Genomic DNA, 16,829 nt, shown 5'->3' with positions numbered 1-16,829 from the left:
TCCTTTGAAAGATATTTCTTTAAAAAACTGTTTTCTATTTTTGCATGAGACAAAATTCAAAACACGCTATTTTTAATAGTTTATCAAACATTTCCAAATGGATCAAACCTTAAAACACAAAATATTCTCATTCATAAAGAAACCTCTTATAATTGCAGTTTTGCTTTTCGTTTTTACTTTAATTGAAATATATTGGGCAATGGGAAGCTTTTCTGACAAAATATCAAGCGGCTGTTTAGATTGTTCTTTTTTTGACGATGCTTATTTAATGACTTTATTTTCTACTGTTTTCTTATCCATAGTTTTTCTGGCTCTTTCATTCATTAAAAACAGTAATCTAAAAGTTATACTTCAATTACTAATCTTAATTACTGTTTGGTTTTTCTGGAATTACACCATTTTTGTAGATCGAGAATCTGCTTGGAGTACCTATCTCTTTAAAGAAGAAATAATGTATACTTTTAAATTCTCCTTCCTTCCTATTTCAATTTTATCTATTGTTACAGTATTTAGTTTAAACTATATCTCAAGAAAATTATGAGTTCGGGTAAAAAAACACTTTTACGAATCTATTTCATCATCTGGACACTTTTTGTAATGGACTGCCTTTTATATTACTTTAAAGAAATTAGTCTTCGTGGTTATTATAGCGATGTTGTTTTATCATGGCTCTGGCTGATAAGCAACTTTGTAATAATTATTGTTTTTTGGAAAAAACTCTTGGCAAAACTTCTTTTAGCAGCAATAATTGTAACATTTGCTATTAGCATTATTGCTATGATGATTCCTTTTTTCGCCTTATTGCTTTCAAGCACATCTTTAGGTTTGTATCAAAATAAAGATCTAAATGAAAATTACAGAGCGCAAATTGTGGGTTACAGTGCGATGGGTCATCCGTGGTTGGAGGTAATTGAGAAAAAAGGTTTATTTGAAAAACGAATTATCAAATGCACCGACTCTCAGCTTATGAATGATAATTTGGACATTAAAATCAGGACGGCAAAAGATATTATTTTTAGAAGTGAAACCGATAGCACGCTGACTTTGACTCTCTTTTACGGCGGACCAAACAAAACTATTACTTTCGATAAAAACACAGGAAATAGTATTGCAATAAAAAACAATTAAAGTACTTTCGTACATAGCGAACCCCAAAATCAAATTTAAATAATGACAACAAAATCGTTTTTATTATCAGCCACTTTTTTAATTCTATTATCTGCCTGCAATAAAAAAGAAAATACCTCAACAACTGCACTTCCTGAAGTGACAGAACACGCAGAAACTGAAACGGATACTCTTCAAACCGAAGATGCTACAAGAAAAGAAAGCATCAATTTATTTACAATTACTCCAAAAGACAGCAGCGATGTTGCTTTTGTTTCTCTTTCGGATATTTATCCTGTAAACGACGAAAAAGATACTCTTGCTTTACCAAACATCCAAAAAATAGGAAAGTACAATGCGGTGTATTTCACGTTTGATAAAAACTACAGAAAAAGATTTTTGTCTAAAACCAACATATCTGAAACTGATTCTGTTTTCATAATTGATTATGCTAAAAACAAACACGTTTCTTTTGCTGTAAAAAACCTAAAAACTGCTGCAATGTTAAATGGTTATTCTTCTGAAGAAGATTGGCCTTACCAAAATTATGATTTTATGATTGGGTTTGAAATCAACAAAAAATATTTAAGCGGGTTCAGCGAATATTATAGAGATGCTTTGGTATATGTAGGTAAAGAAAATCCGTTTTCAAAAGAACGTTTAAAGCCTATTAAGTGGGAAAAAATTGCAAAAAAGGATTATCCATCAAAAGCAATGAAAAATAACGACCGTACTTTGCTAAAGAACACAGTAACAGGGAATACCTATTTTTACAAAACAGAAAGCTATGAGTATTTTTTACAAGACTACTTAGATAGCAATAAAATAATTTATGGCAGACGTCTTTTGGTTGTCGATTCTAAAACGAAAAATGTTATAATCGAAAAACTTTTTAGCCAAAGCGAAGGCACATCTCCTGCTCCATTAAATTATGAAAATGGAGATGATGCTGTTGAACAATGGGCAGGGAAACTTTTTAAAAATAAACCTGAAGTTGTTTTTGGTTTTGAATATATGTCTTTTGGCTGCCCAAATATTTCAATTATTGATAAATCTAATGAGGAGATTTTTCTGCAATGTGATAATCGCCATTAATAATCATTTGCAACAACATCAATTCTACGACAACTATGGAACAAATAAAAATACGCATTACCGAATGTGAACTTGAATACGATGAAATAAAAGAATCATCTCCAGCTTCAGACGAAGAAATACAACAATTGACTTCTTATTTTTCTCTGCCTTTACCAAAAGAATTAATCGAATTTTATAAAACTATTGGCGGTATCGAATCTGATGAGATTTTTTGTGTTTCTTCTGCTCAAAATCTAACCCGATACATGAAGCAGAGAGCCGATTTTTCCCATAATTCTACAGGCATTATCGATATGATTATTGCTTATTGGGGAAATGACAGACCAGAACTTCAGAAATACAAATTGCTTACTCAAGAAGAAACTGAAAAAATAAATGCAAACTTTCAATGTATTGGCTGGATGACATCTGAAGAAGATATAGAGGAGAGCAGCGAATATGTTGTTTTTGATCGAAACGGAAACTTTACCAACATTTATTGTCATCAGGATACTATTAAAGCTACTACAGATCAATTACTTGATTTTTTAGAATCTGGTCTTCCCAAAAGATCTCTGGAAAATGTTTTGGAAGAATTATTTGAACGTGCTGAAGGAAATTTGAGCCGTTGGGATTAAAAGCCAATCTATTCATTATAACAAAAAGCCATTTCTGGAAACAGAAGTGGCTTTTTTTCTAGTTTACATTTTGCCCTATTGTGTCATAAATAAAACTTTTAAGATCCAAATTCTCTATTTACGTATACAATATTTGCATTTCAAATCATCATCTTTCTGCTTAAAATTCATCAAATGCAATTATAAAAGAGAAAAACATGCCACAATCATTATATAAAGTATATGTGCATCTAGTCTTTAGCACAAAAAAGCGTTATCCATTTATTGATGACAATCTGAAAGAAAAATTATGGGCCTATCTTGGAGGGATTTGCAAAGGTTTAGAATGCAACCCTATTCAAATAGGAGGACATGATGACCATGTTCATATTTTATGTCTGCTGTCTAAAAAAATTACGCAAATGAAACTGGTTGAAGAAGTAAAAAAACAATCGTCAAAATGGGTAAAAACAGTAGATTCGCGTTATGCAAACTTTTACTGGCAGGACGGTTATGGTATTTTTTCTGTTAATCCTTCTCAATTAGATATAGTGGTAAAGTACATTAAAAACCAAGAAGAACATCATAAAAAAAAGACATTCAAAAAAGAACTTTTAGCCTTTCTAAACAAATATAATGTTGAATATGACGAACGTTATCTTTGGGATTAGGCTTTCGCCCTTTCAGGGCTAACTCTCTATATTCATATTCATATCGGGTTGGGTTGCGTTGGGCTATTGTTAATAGCGCGTTGCGCTATTCTATTGGTTTCGGCTCTTTCAGAGCTATTTTTAGTTATAGGCTGAAAGCCTAAAAGACATCAAAATAGTGCAACGCACTATTTCATAGCACTACCCCACATAACTATATAACATAACTATCTCATAGCGCTATGAGATATCGTTATCTCAATAAAAACCCCATCCTTATCGATCCATAAAAATATCCAGAATTAGTATCAATTCCTGGATCTCTTAATTCTCTTCCACGATAAAGAAAAGAATACGAAATATTGAAGTTGTTGTGTCGGTATTTTAAACCAGCTTCGGCATTAAAACGAAGTGGCTCCAACTCAAAAGTAATCGGACTTGTGTCATTAAACATGCTTCCTTCGATTGTGGCATCATAAAACTGATAGTTGACACTTGGCGCTGCGTAGAAATAAAATTCTCTAATGTTGGGTTGAGTTTGTGTACTTATCGAAGCATCGTGCATATTAGAATCATAAATTGGCAGTAATTTTTTAAATCCGAATCTTGCCATAAATCCTGTTGAAACTCCTGAAAAAATCGTTCCCAGATTACCTTCCGACTGCCAATGAAGATCTACAAAATCATTATGTTTTGAGGGAAACATTTTTTTAGAATAAATAGCGTGAGCCTGAACCCCTAAAGCATTATGAATCTGATTTTCCCAGCCATATACTTTTTTGTAGCCAATTATTTTATGAAAACCTTCTTGTAATTCCTCACCCAAAGCATTCGGTCCAAGAAAACCAATTTGAAAATCGGTCTTTAAAACCGATTCGCTCTGATAAAAAAAGCTTTTTCCTACTTCAGCAAAAAGATAACCTGCAAAAGGACGATCGTTTACCGTAACGGCTTCTTTGTTTAAAAATCTTGGATTGTAAAGATATTGTCCAATTCTAAATTCGGTAATTTCTTTATTGATTTTCGGATTATCATTTTTTGATAAAAAGCGATAAAAAAGTTCCAGACCATTGGTATAATACATATCATATTTAGACGATGTATATAAATCGTTATCAGATATAAACCCTATTTCTGCAGTTTTTCCTTGTCCAAAAGTGAGCGTTACAGTCAATATTAGAAAAGCAACAAGCGATTTTTTACTTCTTCTTTTCTTCTTTTCCATTATAATTGATTTTTCCAACGTAACGCATCTCACGTACAATTCGTTCTTTTCTTCTATTGATATAACTTGATGATCCTGTAGCTTTAAATTTTCTTGGATTTGGAAGAATCGCTGCAATTCCTGCTGCCTGCATTGGTGTTAAACTCGAAGCATCTCTGCGGTACCAATGTTCTGTTGCTGCGTAAGCGCCATAAACTCCATCTCCCATTTCGATACTATTCAAATAAACTTCCATGATGCGTTCTTTGCCCCAAATAATTTCAATTAAAATTGTAAAATACGCTTCTAAACCTTTACGGAAATAACTTTTTCCTTGCCATAAAAAGACATTTTTGGCTGTTTGCTGCGAAATGGTACTTCCGCCTCGAATTCGGCGTCCGCGTTCGTTGCTTTTATATGCTTTTTGCAATGCTTTAAAATCGAAACCATTATGTGTAAGGAAAGTTCCGTCTTCACTGGCAATAACGGCTTTTTGTAAATTCATTGAAATTTTTTCAATCGGTTCCCAGTCGTGATCAAAATAAACTTCTTTTCCTGCCATTTTATTTTCAATGGCACGAATAAGCATTAAAGGTGTAAATGGCACTGGAACATATTTAAAAAAGATAACCGACCCGATAGAAATTCCGAAAAACCATAAAGCGGCTTTAATAAAAAACCATTTCACTTTTTCTCCAAAAGAACGATTCGATTTTTTTGAAGCCGAAGTTTTAGGTTTTGGTTTGTTTGTAGTTGTTTTTGGTGCCGGTTTTTTGGTTACTTTCATTCTATTAAATCTGCTAATTCTGTTCCTATTAAACTTCCGATCGCCACTCCCATTCCGCCTAAACGCACTCCACAGAATACATTCTCAGAAAGTTGGGATACGACAGGATTCTTACTATTTCCGATTCCCATGATACCGCTCCATCGGTGCACAATCTGAAAATCCTGATTTGGTAAAATTACATTTTTCAGTAAATCTTCCAATCTATTTTGAATAATTTTCGTCTGTCCAAATTCAGTAGTTGTTTCTCCTTCAAAATCAAGATTTCTTCCTCCGCCTAATAAAATACGGTCATTAATATTTCTGAAATAATAATAGCCTCGATCTAAATGAAACGTTCCTTTGATGTCTAAATTGCGAATGGGCTCTGTAATAAGCACTTGCGCTCTCGCCGGTTTTACAGCACCTTTTGTTAGTTCGCCCGCAAAGCCGTTGGTCGCAAAAAGCAGTTTTTGGGTTTTAAAACTAAAATCGTTTACTACAACTTCAACCTGATTTCCTGCATCGATATACGATTTTACCGTTTGCTGATTTAAGATTAAAATATCTTCCGAAATTGCTTGTTTCAATAATTCTTGCATCATATTTCCAGTATCAATCTGTCCTTCAAATGGATTAAAAATTAAATACTCGTTACTATTTCCAAATCCAAAACGGTCTACTTCTTTTGAAAAAACATCAGCTTTAAAAAGTGGTTTTAGAATTTCATTGATAAATGGAATTTTCGAAATACATTCGTTAAATCCAAATTCATCTTCTTTCAAAAATAATTCATATCCCCCATGAGGTTTAAAATCGATTGCCACGTCTCCTAATCTTTTTCGGAGCAATTGCAAACCTTTCCATCGTTTTTCAATAAGTGCCACAACATCTTCTTCTGAATTTGTTTTTAAGTCATCCATAATTTCAGACAGGCTTCCAAAACAGGCAAAACCAGCATTTTTGGTACTTGCTCCTTGAGGCAACATTCCGCGTTCAAGAACCAGAATTTTTGCAGCAGGAAATCTTTCGCGCAAGCGTAATGCGGTATGTAAACCTACGATTCCGCTTCCTACAATAGTATAATCAATATTCGTAAACCAATTTTTGAGTTCCCAATAGCTTAGTTCCATAAATTTTTTATTCTAAAAAATAAATTCTAATTTTTTAAACTCCAAATTCCAATCTTGGGTTAAATTACAATTTTTTAAAATCCAAAACTAAATGAAATTCCAAATTCCAAAAACTTGATTGCTTACAATTTTACTCGAACTGTCAGGCTGAGCGAAGTCGAAGCCACATCTCGATAAGCCCTTCGACTTCGCTCAGGGTGACAAATAGGAATTTCTTCACATTGGAATTTTAACAATTTTTGGGATTTGGATTTTAACAACTTGGCCTTTAAATGTTGTATTTTTAGCACCACAAAAAAAGAATAATTTGATTATGAAAAAAGTAGTAGTAACAACCTTAATAATGATGAGTTTAAATGCTATCGGACAGAATGTAATGTCTCCGGAATTGTTATGGAAATTAGGACGAGTAACTCCACTCGGACTTTCGAAAGATGAAAAAAATATTGTTTACAAGGTTTCGACACCTTCTGTAGCCGATAACAAGTCGACTTCTAAACTTTATATTATTCCAGTAAACGGAGGTAATGCCACTGAAATCAAAGACACAAAAGACGTTTTAAAAGACAAAAATATTTCTCCTGACGGAAAATTTGTTGTTTACAATGATGAAGTAAAAATCGACAAAGTTTTAGGTAAAGATTTCTACCCAAGCCTTGACAAATCTGATGCTCAAATCTATGATGGATTGGATTACCGTCATTGGGATACTTGGAACGAAGGTAAGTTTAATCACGTTTTTTATAAAGAAAACAAAGATGGAGCAAAAGGAACCGACATCATGAAAGGTGAAACTTTCGATTCTCCGCAAAAGCCTTTTGGTGGCGACGAAGATTACATCTGGTCTCCAGACAGCAAAAGCATTTTTTATGTGAGCAAGAAAAAAGCAGGAACTGCTTATGCGATTTCTACCAACACAGATATTTATGAGTACAATTTAGAAACTCAAAAAACAACCAATAAAACCGAAGGTAATTTAGGTTATGATACTGCTCCACAATTTTCGCCAACAGGAAATTTGTCTTGGCTACAAATGAAACGCGATGGTTACGAGTCGGACAAAAACGATATTATTGTCGAGTTTAAAGGAATCAAAACTAACTTAACTGCAAATTGGGACGGAACTGTAGATAATTTTATTTGGAGTAAAGATGGTAGAACGGTATTTTTTGTGGCTCCGGTTGATGGAACTAAACAACTTTTCTCGGTTAATTTTCCTGGTTTAACTAAAATCGCGATCAATGTTCGTCAATTGACTAACGGAGATTTTGACGTAAATGATTTAGTTGGTCTTGCTGGCGATGAAATCATTGTTACCAGAACTGATATGAATCACGCAGGTGAGATTTATTCTTTCAACTTAAAGAAAAATACTTGGAAACAAATCTCAAATGTAAATACAGATACTTATAAAACTTTATCGTTAAGCAAAACAGAAAAACGTTACGTTACCACAACTGACGGTAAAAAGATGTTGGTTTGGGTAATTCTTCCTCCAAATTTTGATGCTTCAAAAAAATATCCAACTTTATTATTCTGCCAAGGTGGACCGCAAAGTCCGTTGACACAATCGTATTCTTTCCGTTGGAATTTCTCTCTAATGGCCGCTAAAGGTTATGTGGTTGTTGCGCCAAATCGTCGTGGAATGCCAGGACACGGTGTTGAGTGGAACGAACAAATTAGTAAAGATTGGGGCGGACAAGTTATGGACGATTACCTTTCTGCAATCGATGATGTGGCAAAAGAAAGTTATGTTGACAAAAGTCGTTTAGGTTGCGTTGGAGCTAGTTATGGAGGATATTCTGTATTTTATTTAGCTGGAATTCACAAAAACCGTTTCAAAACATTTATTGCTCATGACGGAGTTTTCAACACCGTTTCTATGTTAGGAACTACTGAGGAAGTTTTCTTCAACAACTGGGATTTTGGTGGACCATATTGGGAAAAAGATAATGCTGTGGCGCAAAAGGCTTATACAACTTTTAATCCTGCAACTTTGGTTCAGAATTGGAACAAACCAATTTTGATTTTCCAAGGAGGAAAAGATTTCCGTGTGCCAATCGGACAAGGACAGGAAGCTTTTCAAGCCGCTCAATTAAGAGGAATCAAAAGTAGATTTGTTTATTTCCCAGATGAAAATCACTGGGTTTTAAAACCTCAGAACGCTCAGGTTTGGCAAGGCGAATTCTTCAAATGGTTAGATGAAACTTTGTAATACATAAAAAGAATGTTTGACAGCCGTAGATTTACACAATCTACGGCTGTTTTTCTTTGCAAACCTTACAATTATGTAACATTATGGGTAGATTTACTCTTCGTAAAACAGATTTTTTTAGATAAATTGCAATGTTTTAATAATACCCCATTCCCTCAAATCTTTCAAGCAAAATATGGAAACAAAAAGAAGCTACACCGCAATTAAAGTTTTATTCAGCTATGTTGCATTATTGGCTTTGGTTGTTACAGTTGGATGGTTTCTTTATTCTGAAAATGTAGTTTACAATAAACTTGAAGATAAGATTGCTTTAGAAAAAAACAAAATCATCAGAGTCAGCAGATTGTATTCTAATGTTTATAAAACCGAAAGTTTAGCAAGGCAAACCATTCAGAACAACTCCGAAAAAGATTTTAAAAATTATCTTATCGAAACCGATTCTCTTCGCAAACGTATCGATACTTTAAAACAAGTTGTTACTACCGAATATCAGAAAACACTTCTAGATAGTGTAACATATTTTTTGTCTGAAAAGACAGAAAACATTAAACAGTTAAGAGAAATCAAGAATAAAGCAGATGATGAAACTTCTGTAAATAATGCTATTGATGAAATCACGAAAATGGAGTTTAATTTAAGAAAACTCGAACTTCAGGATTTTACTAAAAACCCAAATCAGTTGGGGAGTTATCAGCGAAGTGTTTTACAGCAATATGTTGATTATTTAAATTCGAATATTCCAGACGACAGCACCAATACACTAAGCAAAAAAGCTTCTGATTCTATTTTGGCCAATTCTAAAAAGCTTTTGAGTTCTGTAAAGATAAAAGCTGAAAAGAAAAAAGAATCTTTGAATTTTGAAGAAAACAAACTGCTTCAGAATGAAATTGCAATTTCAGATCAACTTAGAAAAATACTTCGAATTATTGAGCGAGAAATCATTATCAATTCGATCAAAAACAATTCATTAAAAGAAAAATCATTAAAAAGAGTCAACGAAATTGTAACGGCTTCGGCAGTTATCGGTTTATTGCTGACGGTCTTTTTCTCGATTTTAATTGTTAGCGATTATTCAAAATCTCAATTGTATAAAAAACAGCTCGAAATCGCGAATTTCAAAACCAAAAATCTGCTAAAAAGCCGTGAACAATTAATCTCGACAGTAAGTCACGATTTAAAAACGCCTTTGAGCACCATTGTTGGTTATTCTGAACTTTTAGGAAATTCAGACATCAATACGAAGCAATCCTATTTTATTAAAAATATTAAAAACTCGTCTGAGTATATTACGCAATTGGTTCAGGATCTACTCGATTTTTCGCAGATCGAAGCAGGGAAAATTTCTATAGAAAAAGTTCCGTTTTCGTTGCCGGAAATCATTGAAGATGTGGCCAGAAATATTCAAACGGTTTACAAGCAAAAAGACATTGATCTTATTATCAATGTAGACGAACAATTTCAGAAACGTATCGTTGGCGATCCATTTCGTTTAAAACAAATCTTGACTAACATTATCGGAAATGCTTATAAATTTACTGAGGAAGGCCATATTCGAATTGCCGCTTACATAAATGACGATCAGTTTTTTACCATTTCAATTCAAGATACTGGAATCGGAATTGAAAAAGCAAATCAGAAATTGGTTTTTGAAGAATTTGCACAAGCCAATGAAGGCATTGAAAAGAAATATGGCGGAACTGGTTTAGGGTTATCAATTTGTCAGAAGATCATTTCTATTCTAGGCGGTAATTTAACTTTAGATAGTATTTTTGGAAAAGGAAGCACATTCATTATTAAACTGCCTTTATTATTCGATAATAGCCAAAACTTTACTGCAACCGAACTAAAACCTAAGACGGCAAAAAGCAGTAAAACACAAACTTTTATTGTTGTTGATGACGACATTAATCTTTTGAATCTAACAAGTGGGGTTTTAAAACAAGAACAGCATAGGGTTTATTCTTTTACTAATCCGGCAAAAGCTTTAGCAACGATTGAGACCACGCCTTTTGATTTTGTCATTACCGATATTCAAATGCCAGAAATAGACGGATTTCTATTTTTGGAAAAACTTCGTGAACTTCCAGATACCATTTTTAAAAATCAGCCTGTAATCGCATTGACTGGCCGCACCGATTTGGATCTTTCAGTTTATAAAAATGCTGGTTTTACAACAGTTATAAAGAAACCTTATTCGCCAAAAATTTTGCTCGAGACAATTCAGCATATTTTAGATCATGAAGAAATTCCGATAACTGAATCTACAGAGAATGCAAATGAAAATGCTTCTCAAATATATTCTTTAGAAACTTTGAAAGATTTTCTAGGTCAGGATGAATCGGCTTTGAAAGAAGTTTTGAAGTCTTTTATAGAAACATCAATCGAAAATTTAGGTTTTTTAAACGCTGCTGTTCAAGAGAAAAATCATGAGGAAATAAAATCTATTGCGCATCGTATTGCTCCCATGTTCAAGCAAATTCAGGCAAATGAGATTGGCGAAATTTTAAAAAATTTAGAAAAAGAAGATTTAAATACAATCGATATAAAAGCAACGTACGCAGATTTATCTGAAAAAGTAGAAGTCCTTTTTAAGGAATTGAAACAAGAGATTTAATGAAGCAATAAAAAAGCAGTCTTAAAGAGACTGCTTTTTTTATTCGATATTATATTGTTTCAATTTATTGTAAAGTGTTTTTCTGGTAATCTTCAGCAGTTTTGCTGCTTCAGATTTATTATTTTGCGTTTTTGACAAGGCACTAATAATAGTTTCTTTTTCGTTTTCAGACAATGAGAAAACTTCGGCAGTTGCGGCAGGCTGATTTTGGATCTGAAAAAATTCTGCTGGAAGCACATCACTTTCGATAAAATCACCACGAGTTAAAAGAGTGGCACGTTTTACACAGTTTTGCAATTCTCGTAAATTTCCTGGCCAAGAGTAGTTCTGAAAAATAGAAACCACTTCTGGAGAAAACCCAATAACATCCTTATGCAATTGCTGATTGGCTTTTTCTAAGAAATAATCTGCAAAAACCATTAAATCTTCGCCTCGATCTTTTAAAGATGGTGACTGAATTGAAAATTCATTGATTCTATGATATAAATCTTCTCTAAAATCGCCGTTTTTTACTGCCTCACGCAAATCTTCATTCGTTGCAGTAATAATGCGTATATCGACGTTTATTTCTTTATTGCTTCCTACCGGTTTAATTTTTCTTTCTTGAAGCGCTCTTAACAACTGGATTTGATTTTCGTACGAAAGATTTCCTATTTCATCCAAAAATAAAGTTCCACCATTGGCAGCTTCAAAATATCCTTTTTTATCATTAATTGCTCCAGTAAAAGATCCTTTTAGATGTCCAAAAAATTCGCTTGCAGCCAATTCTTTTGGAATCGCTCCGCAGTCTACTGCAATAAAATTATTGTCTTTTCTTCTGCTTTGCTGATGAATGCTTTTAGCAATGATTTCTTTTCCTGTACCGCTTTCACCAATTATTAAAACTGACATATCTGTCGGGCTCACCAATTGAATATGATCTAGAAGTTTTTTGGATGCAACAGAAATTCCTTTTACAAACTCATTGTCTCCCGATGAAGCCTGCTTTTTTACTGTCTTTTTTTCTTTTATAGGAGCTTGTTCTTCTTCCTCTTTTGGTGCTTGTAATGCATTGGTAATTACAAGAAGAACTTCGTCTGGATTAAATGGTTTAGAAATATAATCTGCTGCTCCATTTTTTATGGCTTTAACAGCAGTGTTTACATCAGAATATCCTGTCATTAAAATAACTGGAATATGAGGGTGAGAATTTTTAAATTCAGACATAAGTCCGATACCATCAGAATCAGGCAAGCGAAGGTCAGTCAAAATCAAATCGAATGACTCGTTTTTAACTGCTTCGCGCGCTTCTGTTGCTGAGAAAGTAGTGGTTACCTCATACGCTTTTTTGATTAGAAATTTCTCTAATAATTTACAGAACGCAATATCATCTTCTATCAGTAATATCTTCGGCATTTGCTTGTAGGGTCTTTTTGCTAAAATAATATTATTAAACTTGTTATTTCATAAAATTATGCAAAATATGTAAAAAAAAAGAGATTGCACAATGCAATCTCTTTTTCACCAAAAACATAAATCTAAATTCACCTAATTATATCTTCAACCAGTTACCATTGACATCTGAGTAAACAGTAGCCTTTTGGTCTCCAACTGATATTTCTAGTTTGTACTCTTTTTTGTCATTGACAAATGCTTTATCCAGTTTTGCTCCTGGATAAGCTGTCTGCAAAGCTGTTTTCACAGGTGCAGGCACAGCATCTACTGTAACCTCTGTGTATTCTGATTGAATAGCTACAGTTGCTTTAGTGTTTGGAGAAACAGGCAATACATTTGCGTGTATTGACATAGTTCCTAGAACCACTATTGCTGATAAGATTAGTTTTTTCATGATGCTGATTTTAATTATTTCTTAATGATATTTCCAGAAGCATCTGTAAAAATAGTATACTTCTTTTCTCCACTTGAAATCTCAAGTTTGTACTCATTTTTCTCGTTTTTATAAGCTTTTTCTAGCTTAGTATTCGGGAAAGATTTTTCAAGTGTAGACTTTACAGCGGCCGGAACGGCATCTATAGCTACTTCAGTAAACTCACTTTGAGCGAATACTGATTGAGAAATCGAAACTGCTGGAAGAACCGTAGCATTAACTGTAAAACTTCCTAATACAATCGCTGCTGATAAGATTAACTTTTTCATAATATTTAGTGGTTTAAATTATTTTTAAGAATGTTACCAGAAGCGTCTGTATAAACGATCGATTTTTCACCTCGAACAGTTATCTCAATTTTATACTCCTTTTTATCATTTACCCATGCTTTCTCAAGCACTACACCAGGATAAGCTTCATCTAAGCCTTTTTTTACGGCTGCGGGAACTCCATCTACTTCTTTGTATCCATCCTGATCATTTACTGTCTGCACCATTAAATTTGTTGCAACAGGGGTTTCTGCGTTCATCGACAAACTGCCTAAAACAATTGCTGCCGATAAGATTAACTTTTTCATAGTAATAGTTTTTAAGGGTTAGACTTAATTATTTTTTAATCCAAGTTCCATCTGCGTTAGCAAAAAGATTTCCTGATTTATCTCCAACAGTTACTTCAAGCTTGTATTCAGATTTTGTGTTTTTAAATGCTTTAGAAAGCACAGCATCTGGATATGCTTTTTTAAGAGCATCTGTAATTGCTGCTGGAACTTCTTCCAATTTAATTTCTGTATAATCATCTTGGATAGAGATTGTTTTTACGATTGTATTTGAAATTGGCGAAGTTGAAGCAAATGATGTTAAACCTCCCAAAACGATTGCGGCTGATAAAAATAAATTTTTCATGATAGTTGTTTTTTAATATAGTTAATTTGATCTTAGTATTCTTGATCCGGATTTTCACAAGACATCATTTTTTTGATTATTGTGTAATCCAAGTTCCGTCTGCATTAGCAAATAAGTTTCCTACTTTGTCACCAACAGTTACATCAAGTTTATACTGTTCTTTTTCGTTTTTATATGCTTTAGTAATTACTGCTTCTGGATATGCTTTTTTCAAAGACTCTTTAATCGCAGCTGGTAATTCTTCTAATTTGATTTCTGTATAATCGTCTGCGATAGAAACTACTTTTACATTTGTATTAGTAATTGGAGTAGTTGAAGCAAATGAAGTTAAACTTCCTAAAACAATTGCGGCTGATAAAAATAAATTTTTCATAACGTATATATTTAAATTAATAGTTGTTTACGCTTTAAGTAATGAAATTATTATGCCGTAAAAGAAAAGAGCCATGCCAAAGACCGTAAAAACCTGTATTAAAAGACTTTACATCAAATATAGCAAAAAAAGACAAAACGCGAAAGGTGTGTAAATGAGAAAAAAGGTGTGTAATAAGTAAACACTTTTAGTGTAACCTTTCGGAAGAAATTACAAATTTTAAAATCACAAATTCCAAAATAAGGGAGTAAAAGTTCTAGATTTTGGGATTTGGAATTTATCCCTAAGTTTCTAGATTGGAATTTTGTAAAAGAAAAAAGGCTTCCAAATCTGGAAGCCTTTATAACTATTCTGGACTATTCATTTTAAATGTATCCATAAATGCAGTTGTATAATCACCTGCAATATATTTTGGATCATCCATTAATTGTCTATGGAAAGGTATTGTAGTTTTCACACCCTCGATTACGAATTCATCCAAAGCTCTACGCATTTTGCTGATAGCTTCTTCACGAGACTGCGCAGTTGTAATTAACTTAGCAATCATAGAATCGTAGTTTGGCGGAATGCTATATCCTGAATATACGTGAGTATCTAAACGAACTCCGTGTCCTCCTGGCATATGAAGCGTAGTAATTTTTCCTGGTGAAGGACGAAAATCGTTGTAAGGATCTTCAGCATTAATACGAACTTCAATAGCATGTAATTGTGGAAGGTAGTTTTTACCAGAAATTGGAATTCCAGCAGCAACCATAATTTGCTCACGGATCAAATCATAATCAATAACTTGTTCTGTGATTGGGTGCTCAACCTGAATACGAGTATTCATTTCCATGAAATAGAAGTTTCTGTGTTTGTCCACTAAAAACTCTACAGTTCCAGCTCCTTCATATTTAATGAATTCAGCAGCCTTTACAGCAGCTTCTCCCATTCTAGCACGAAGGTCATCTGTCATGAAAGGCGAAGGTGTTTCTTCAGTTAGTTTTTGGTGACGACGTTGTACCGAACAGTCTCTTTCAGAAAGGTGACATGCTTTTCCGTAAGAATCTCCAACAACTTGAATTTCGATATGACGTGGCTCTTCAATAAGTTTCTCCATGTACATTCCGTCATTTCCAAATGCTGCAGCAGCTTCTTGACGCGCACTTTCCCAAGCTTTTAAAAGCTCTTCTTCTTTCCAGATTGCACGCATTCCTTTTCCACCACCACCAGCAGTAGCTTTCATCATAACTGGGTAACCAATTTCTTTAGCTACTTTTTGTGCATGTTCGTAAGATTCTAACAATCCGTCTGAACCTGGCACACAAGGTACTCCTGCCGCTTTCATTGTAGCTTTAGCAGAAGCTTTATCTCCCATTCGGTCGATCATTTCTGGAGCAGCACCGATAAATTTAATTCCATGCTCTTGACAGATTTTTGAGAATTTAGCATTCTCAGAAAGAAATCCATAACCTGGATGTATTGCGTCTGCATTTGTAATTTCTGCAGCAGCAATGATATTTGACATTTTCAAATACGATAAGTTACTTGGAGGAGGGCCAATACAAACCGCTTCATCAGCAAATTTAACATGTAAACTTTCTGCATCGGCTGTAGAGTAAACTGCAACAGTTTTGATTCCCATTTCCTTACATGTACGAATTACACGTAGTGCAATTTCTCCTCTATTCGCAATTAATATTTTTTTAAACATCTTATTTTAATTAGATAATTAGACAATTTGATAATTAGATAATTTTAGATGATTAACAAAACTTTTTTCGAACCATTCTAAAATCTAAAATCTAAAATCTAAATTTATTTATGATGGATCTACTAAGAATAAAGGTTGATCAAATTCTACTGGAGACATATCGTCTACAAGAATTTTTACAATTTTACCAGAAACTTCAGATTCGATTTCGTTGAATAATTTCATTGCTTCAATTACACAAAGAACATCACCTTTAGAAACAGTGCTTCCAACTTCTGTAAAAACTGGTTTATCTGGAGATGGTTTTCTATAGAATGTACCAATGATTGGAGATTTTATAGTAATATATTTAGAATCGTTAGCAGCTGGCGCTTCTGGAGTCACACTTACAACTGTTGGAGCCGTTACTTGTGGAACTGCCGCTTGAGGTAAAGCTGCCTGAGCAGGTAATTGCTGTACGTAAGTTGCTTCAGTTACATTTGTTTCTAAAGTTGTTCTGATCGTGATTTTTACATCATCCATTTCTAACTTCACTTCTGCAACGCCCGAATTTGCAACAAATTTGATTAGGTTTTGAATTTCTTTTAAATCCATAATGATTCGTTTTTAGT

18 protein-coding genes are annotated in these 16,829 nt (G+C 33.6%); 7 read left to right on the top strand and 11 right to left on the bottom strand.

The genetic code is table 11. The annotated features are described in order from the left end of the window. The first annotated feature begins 97 nt into the window (after positions 1 to 97). The 5 genes from AC3Y25_RS11535 to tnpA all read left to right on the top strand — a co-directional run bounded on the left by AC3Y25_RS11535 (position 98) and on the right by tnpA (position 3,472). Positions 98 to 541 carry a hypothetical protein gene (locus AC3Y25_RS11535; protein WP_489902855.1) on the top strand — a complete coding sequence of 148 codons (444 nt, stop codon included), beginning with the start codon at positions 98 to 100 and terminating at the stop codon, positions 539 to 541. Beyond that, positions 538 to 1,128: a hypothetical protein gene (locus AC3Y25_RS11530; RefSeq protein WP_489902854.1), complete on the top strand. Its 591-nt coding sequence runs from the start codon at positions 538 to 540 to the stop codon at positions 1,126 to 1,128. Before AC3Y25_RS11535 ends, AC3Y25_RS11530 begins: the two co-directional genes overlap by 4 nt. Positions 1,129 to 1,170: 42 nt before the next feature. After that, entirely contained in the window at positions 1,171 to 2,202 is a 1,032-nt protein-coding gene (locus AC3Y25_RS11525; protein WP_489902853.1) for an oxidoreductase, read from the top strand. A 35-nt stretch (positions 2,203 to 2,237) separates the two neighbouring features. After that, on the top strand, positions 2,238 to 2,822 hold the full coding sequence (locus AC3Y25_RS11520) for an SMI1/KNR4 family protein (RefSeq protein WP_489902852.1): 585 nt from the start codon (positions 2,238 to 2,240) through the stop codon (positions 2,820 to 2,822). Between the two features lie 197 nt (positions 2,823 to 3,019). Next, on the top strand, positions 3,020 to 3,472 hold the full coding sequence (gene tnpA / locus AC3Y25_RS11515; RefSeq protein WP_489902851.1) for an IS200/IS605 family transposase: 453 nt from the start codon (positions 3,020 to 3,022) through the stop codon (positions 3,470 to 3,472). Between the two features lie 232 nt (positions 3,473 to 3,704). Here the strand turns inward: tnpA and AC3Y25_RS11510 are convergent, their stop codons facing one another. The 3 genes from AC3Y25_RS11510 to AC3Y25_RS11500 are packed head-to-tail and all read right to left on the bottom strand — an operon-like array spanning position 3,705 to position 6,554. Next, entirely contained in the window at positions 3,705 to 4,676 is a 972-nt protein-coding gene (locus AC3Y25_RS11510; RefSeq protein WP_489902850.1) for a lipid A deacylase LpxR family protein, read from the bottom strand. Beyond that, entirely contained in the window at positions 4,651 to 5,442 is a 792-nt protein-coding gene (mtgA, locus tag AC3Y25_RS11505) for a monofunctional biosynthetic peptidoglycan transglycosylase (protein WP_250834952.1), read from the bottom strand. The genes AC3Y25_RS11510 and mtgA overlap by 26 nt, the downstream gene beginning before the upstream one ends. Further along, positions 5,439 to 6,554 (bottom strand): NAD(P)/FAD-dependent oxidoreductase, encoded by a 1,116-nt coding sequence (locus AC3Y25_RS11500; RefSeq protein WP_489902849.1) that lies wholly within the window; start codon positions 6,552 to 6,554, stop codon positions 5,439 to 5,441. Before AC3Y25_RS11500 ends, mtgA begins: the two co-directional genes overlap by 4 nt. A 313-nt stretch (positions 6,555 to 6,867) precedes the next feature. On the opposite strand from AC3Y25_RS11500, the gene AC3Y25_RS11495 reads away from it, so the two are divergent. After that, a complete protein-coding gene (locus AC3Y25_RS11495) occupies positions 6,868 to 8,769 on the top strand; it encodes a S9 family peptidase (protein WP_489902848.1) in 1,902 nt (633 codons plus the stop codon). Between the two features lie 175 nt (positions 8,770 to 8,944). Further along, complete coding sequence (locus tag AC3Y25_RS11490; protein WP_489902847.1) at positions 8,945 to 11,383, top strand: ATP-binding protein; 2,439 nt, start codon at positions 8,945 to 8,947, stop codon at positions 11,381 to 11,383. A gap of 39 nt (positions 11,384 to 11,422) precedes the next feature. Here AC3Y25_RS11490 and AC3Y25_RS11485 read toward each other — a convergent pair whose 3' ends face one another. The 8 genes from AC3Y25_RS11485 to accB all read right to left on the bottom strand — a co-directional run bounded on the left by AC3Y25_RS11485 (position 11,423) and on the right by accB (position 16,812). After that, complete coding sequence (locus AC3Y25_RS11485; protein ID WP_489902846.1) at positions 11,423 to 12,778, bottom strand: sigma-54-dependent transcriptional regulator; 1,356 nt, start codon at positions 12,776 to 12,778, stop codon at positions 11,423 to 11,425. A gap of 136 nt (positions 12,779 to 12,914) precedes the next feature. After that, positions 12,915 to 13,211, bottom strand: a complete 297-nt coding sequence (locus AC3Y25_RS11480; RefSeq protein WP_250834947.1) for a PepSY-like domain-containing protein — start codon at positions 13,209 to 13,211, stop codon at positions 12,915 to 12,917. Between the two features lie 14 nt (positions 13,212 to 13,225). Further along, the gene (locus AC3Y25_RS11475) at positions 13,226 to 13,519 is read right to left on the bottom strand and encodes a PepSY-like domain-containing protein (RefSeq protein WP_489902845.1); all 294 of its coding nucleotides are present in this window, start codon (positions 13,517 to 13,519) and stop codon (positions 13,226 to 13,228) included. 5 nt (positions 13,520 to 13,524) lie between these two features. Further along, entirely contained in the window at positions 13,525 to 13,827 is a 303-nt protein-coding gene (locus AC3Y25_RS11470) for a hypothetical protein (protein WP_489902844.1), read from the bottom strand. A 28-nt stretch (positions 13,828 to 13,855) separates the two neighbouring features. After that, positions 13,856 to 14,152 carry a hypothetical protein gene (locus AC3Y25_RS11465; protein ID WP_248728511.1) on the bottom strand — a complete coding sequence of 99 codons (297 nt, stop codon included), beginning with the start codon at positions 14,150 to 14,152 and terminating at the stop codon, positions 13,856 to 13,858. Between the two features lie 76 nt (positions 14,153 to 14,228). Beyond that, positions 14,229 to 14,525, bottom strand: a complete 297-nt coding sequence (locus AC3Y25_RS11460) for a hypothetical protein (RefSeq protein WP_489902843.1) — start codon at positions 14,523 to 14,525, stop codon at positions 14,229 to 14,231. A 346-nt stretch (positions 14,526 to 14,871) separates the two neighbouring features. Next, positions 14,872 to 16,218, bottom strand: coding sequence for an acetyl-CoA carboxylase biotin carboxylase subunit (gene accC, locus AC3Y25_RS11455; protein WP_095928349.1), 1,347 nt, complete (start codon positions 16,216 to 16,218; stop codon positions 14,872 to 14,874). A 108-nt stretch (positions 16,219 to 16,326) separates the two neighbouring features. Then, positions 16,327 to 16,812, bottom strand: a complete 486-nt coding sequence (gene accB, locus AC3Y25_RS11450) for an acetyl-CoA carboxylase biotin carboxyl carrier protein (RefSeq protein WP_095928350.1) — start codon at positions 16,810 to 16,812, stop codon at positions 16,327 to 16,329. Positions 16,813 to 16,829: the final 17 nt, after the last annotated feature.

Source organism: Flavobacterium sp. LK-23, assembly GCF_058135255.1.
The sequence above is the reverse complement of the archived record's forward strand: the minus strand, read 5'-3'. Positions and strand labels throughout refer to the sequence as shown.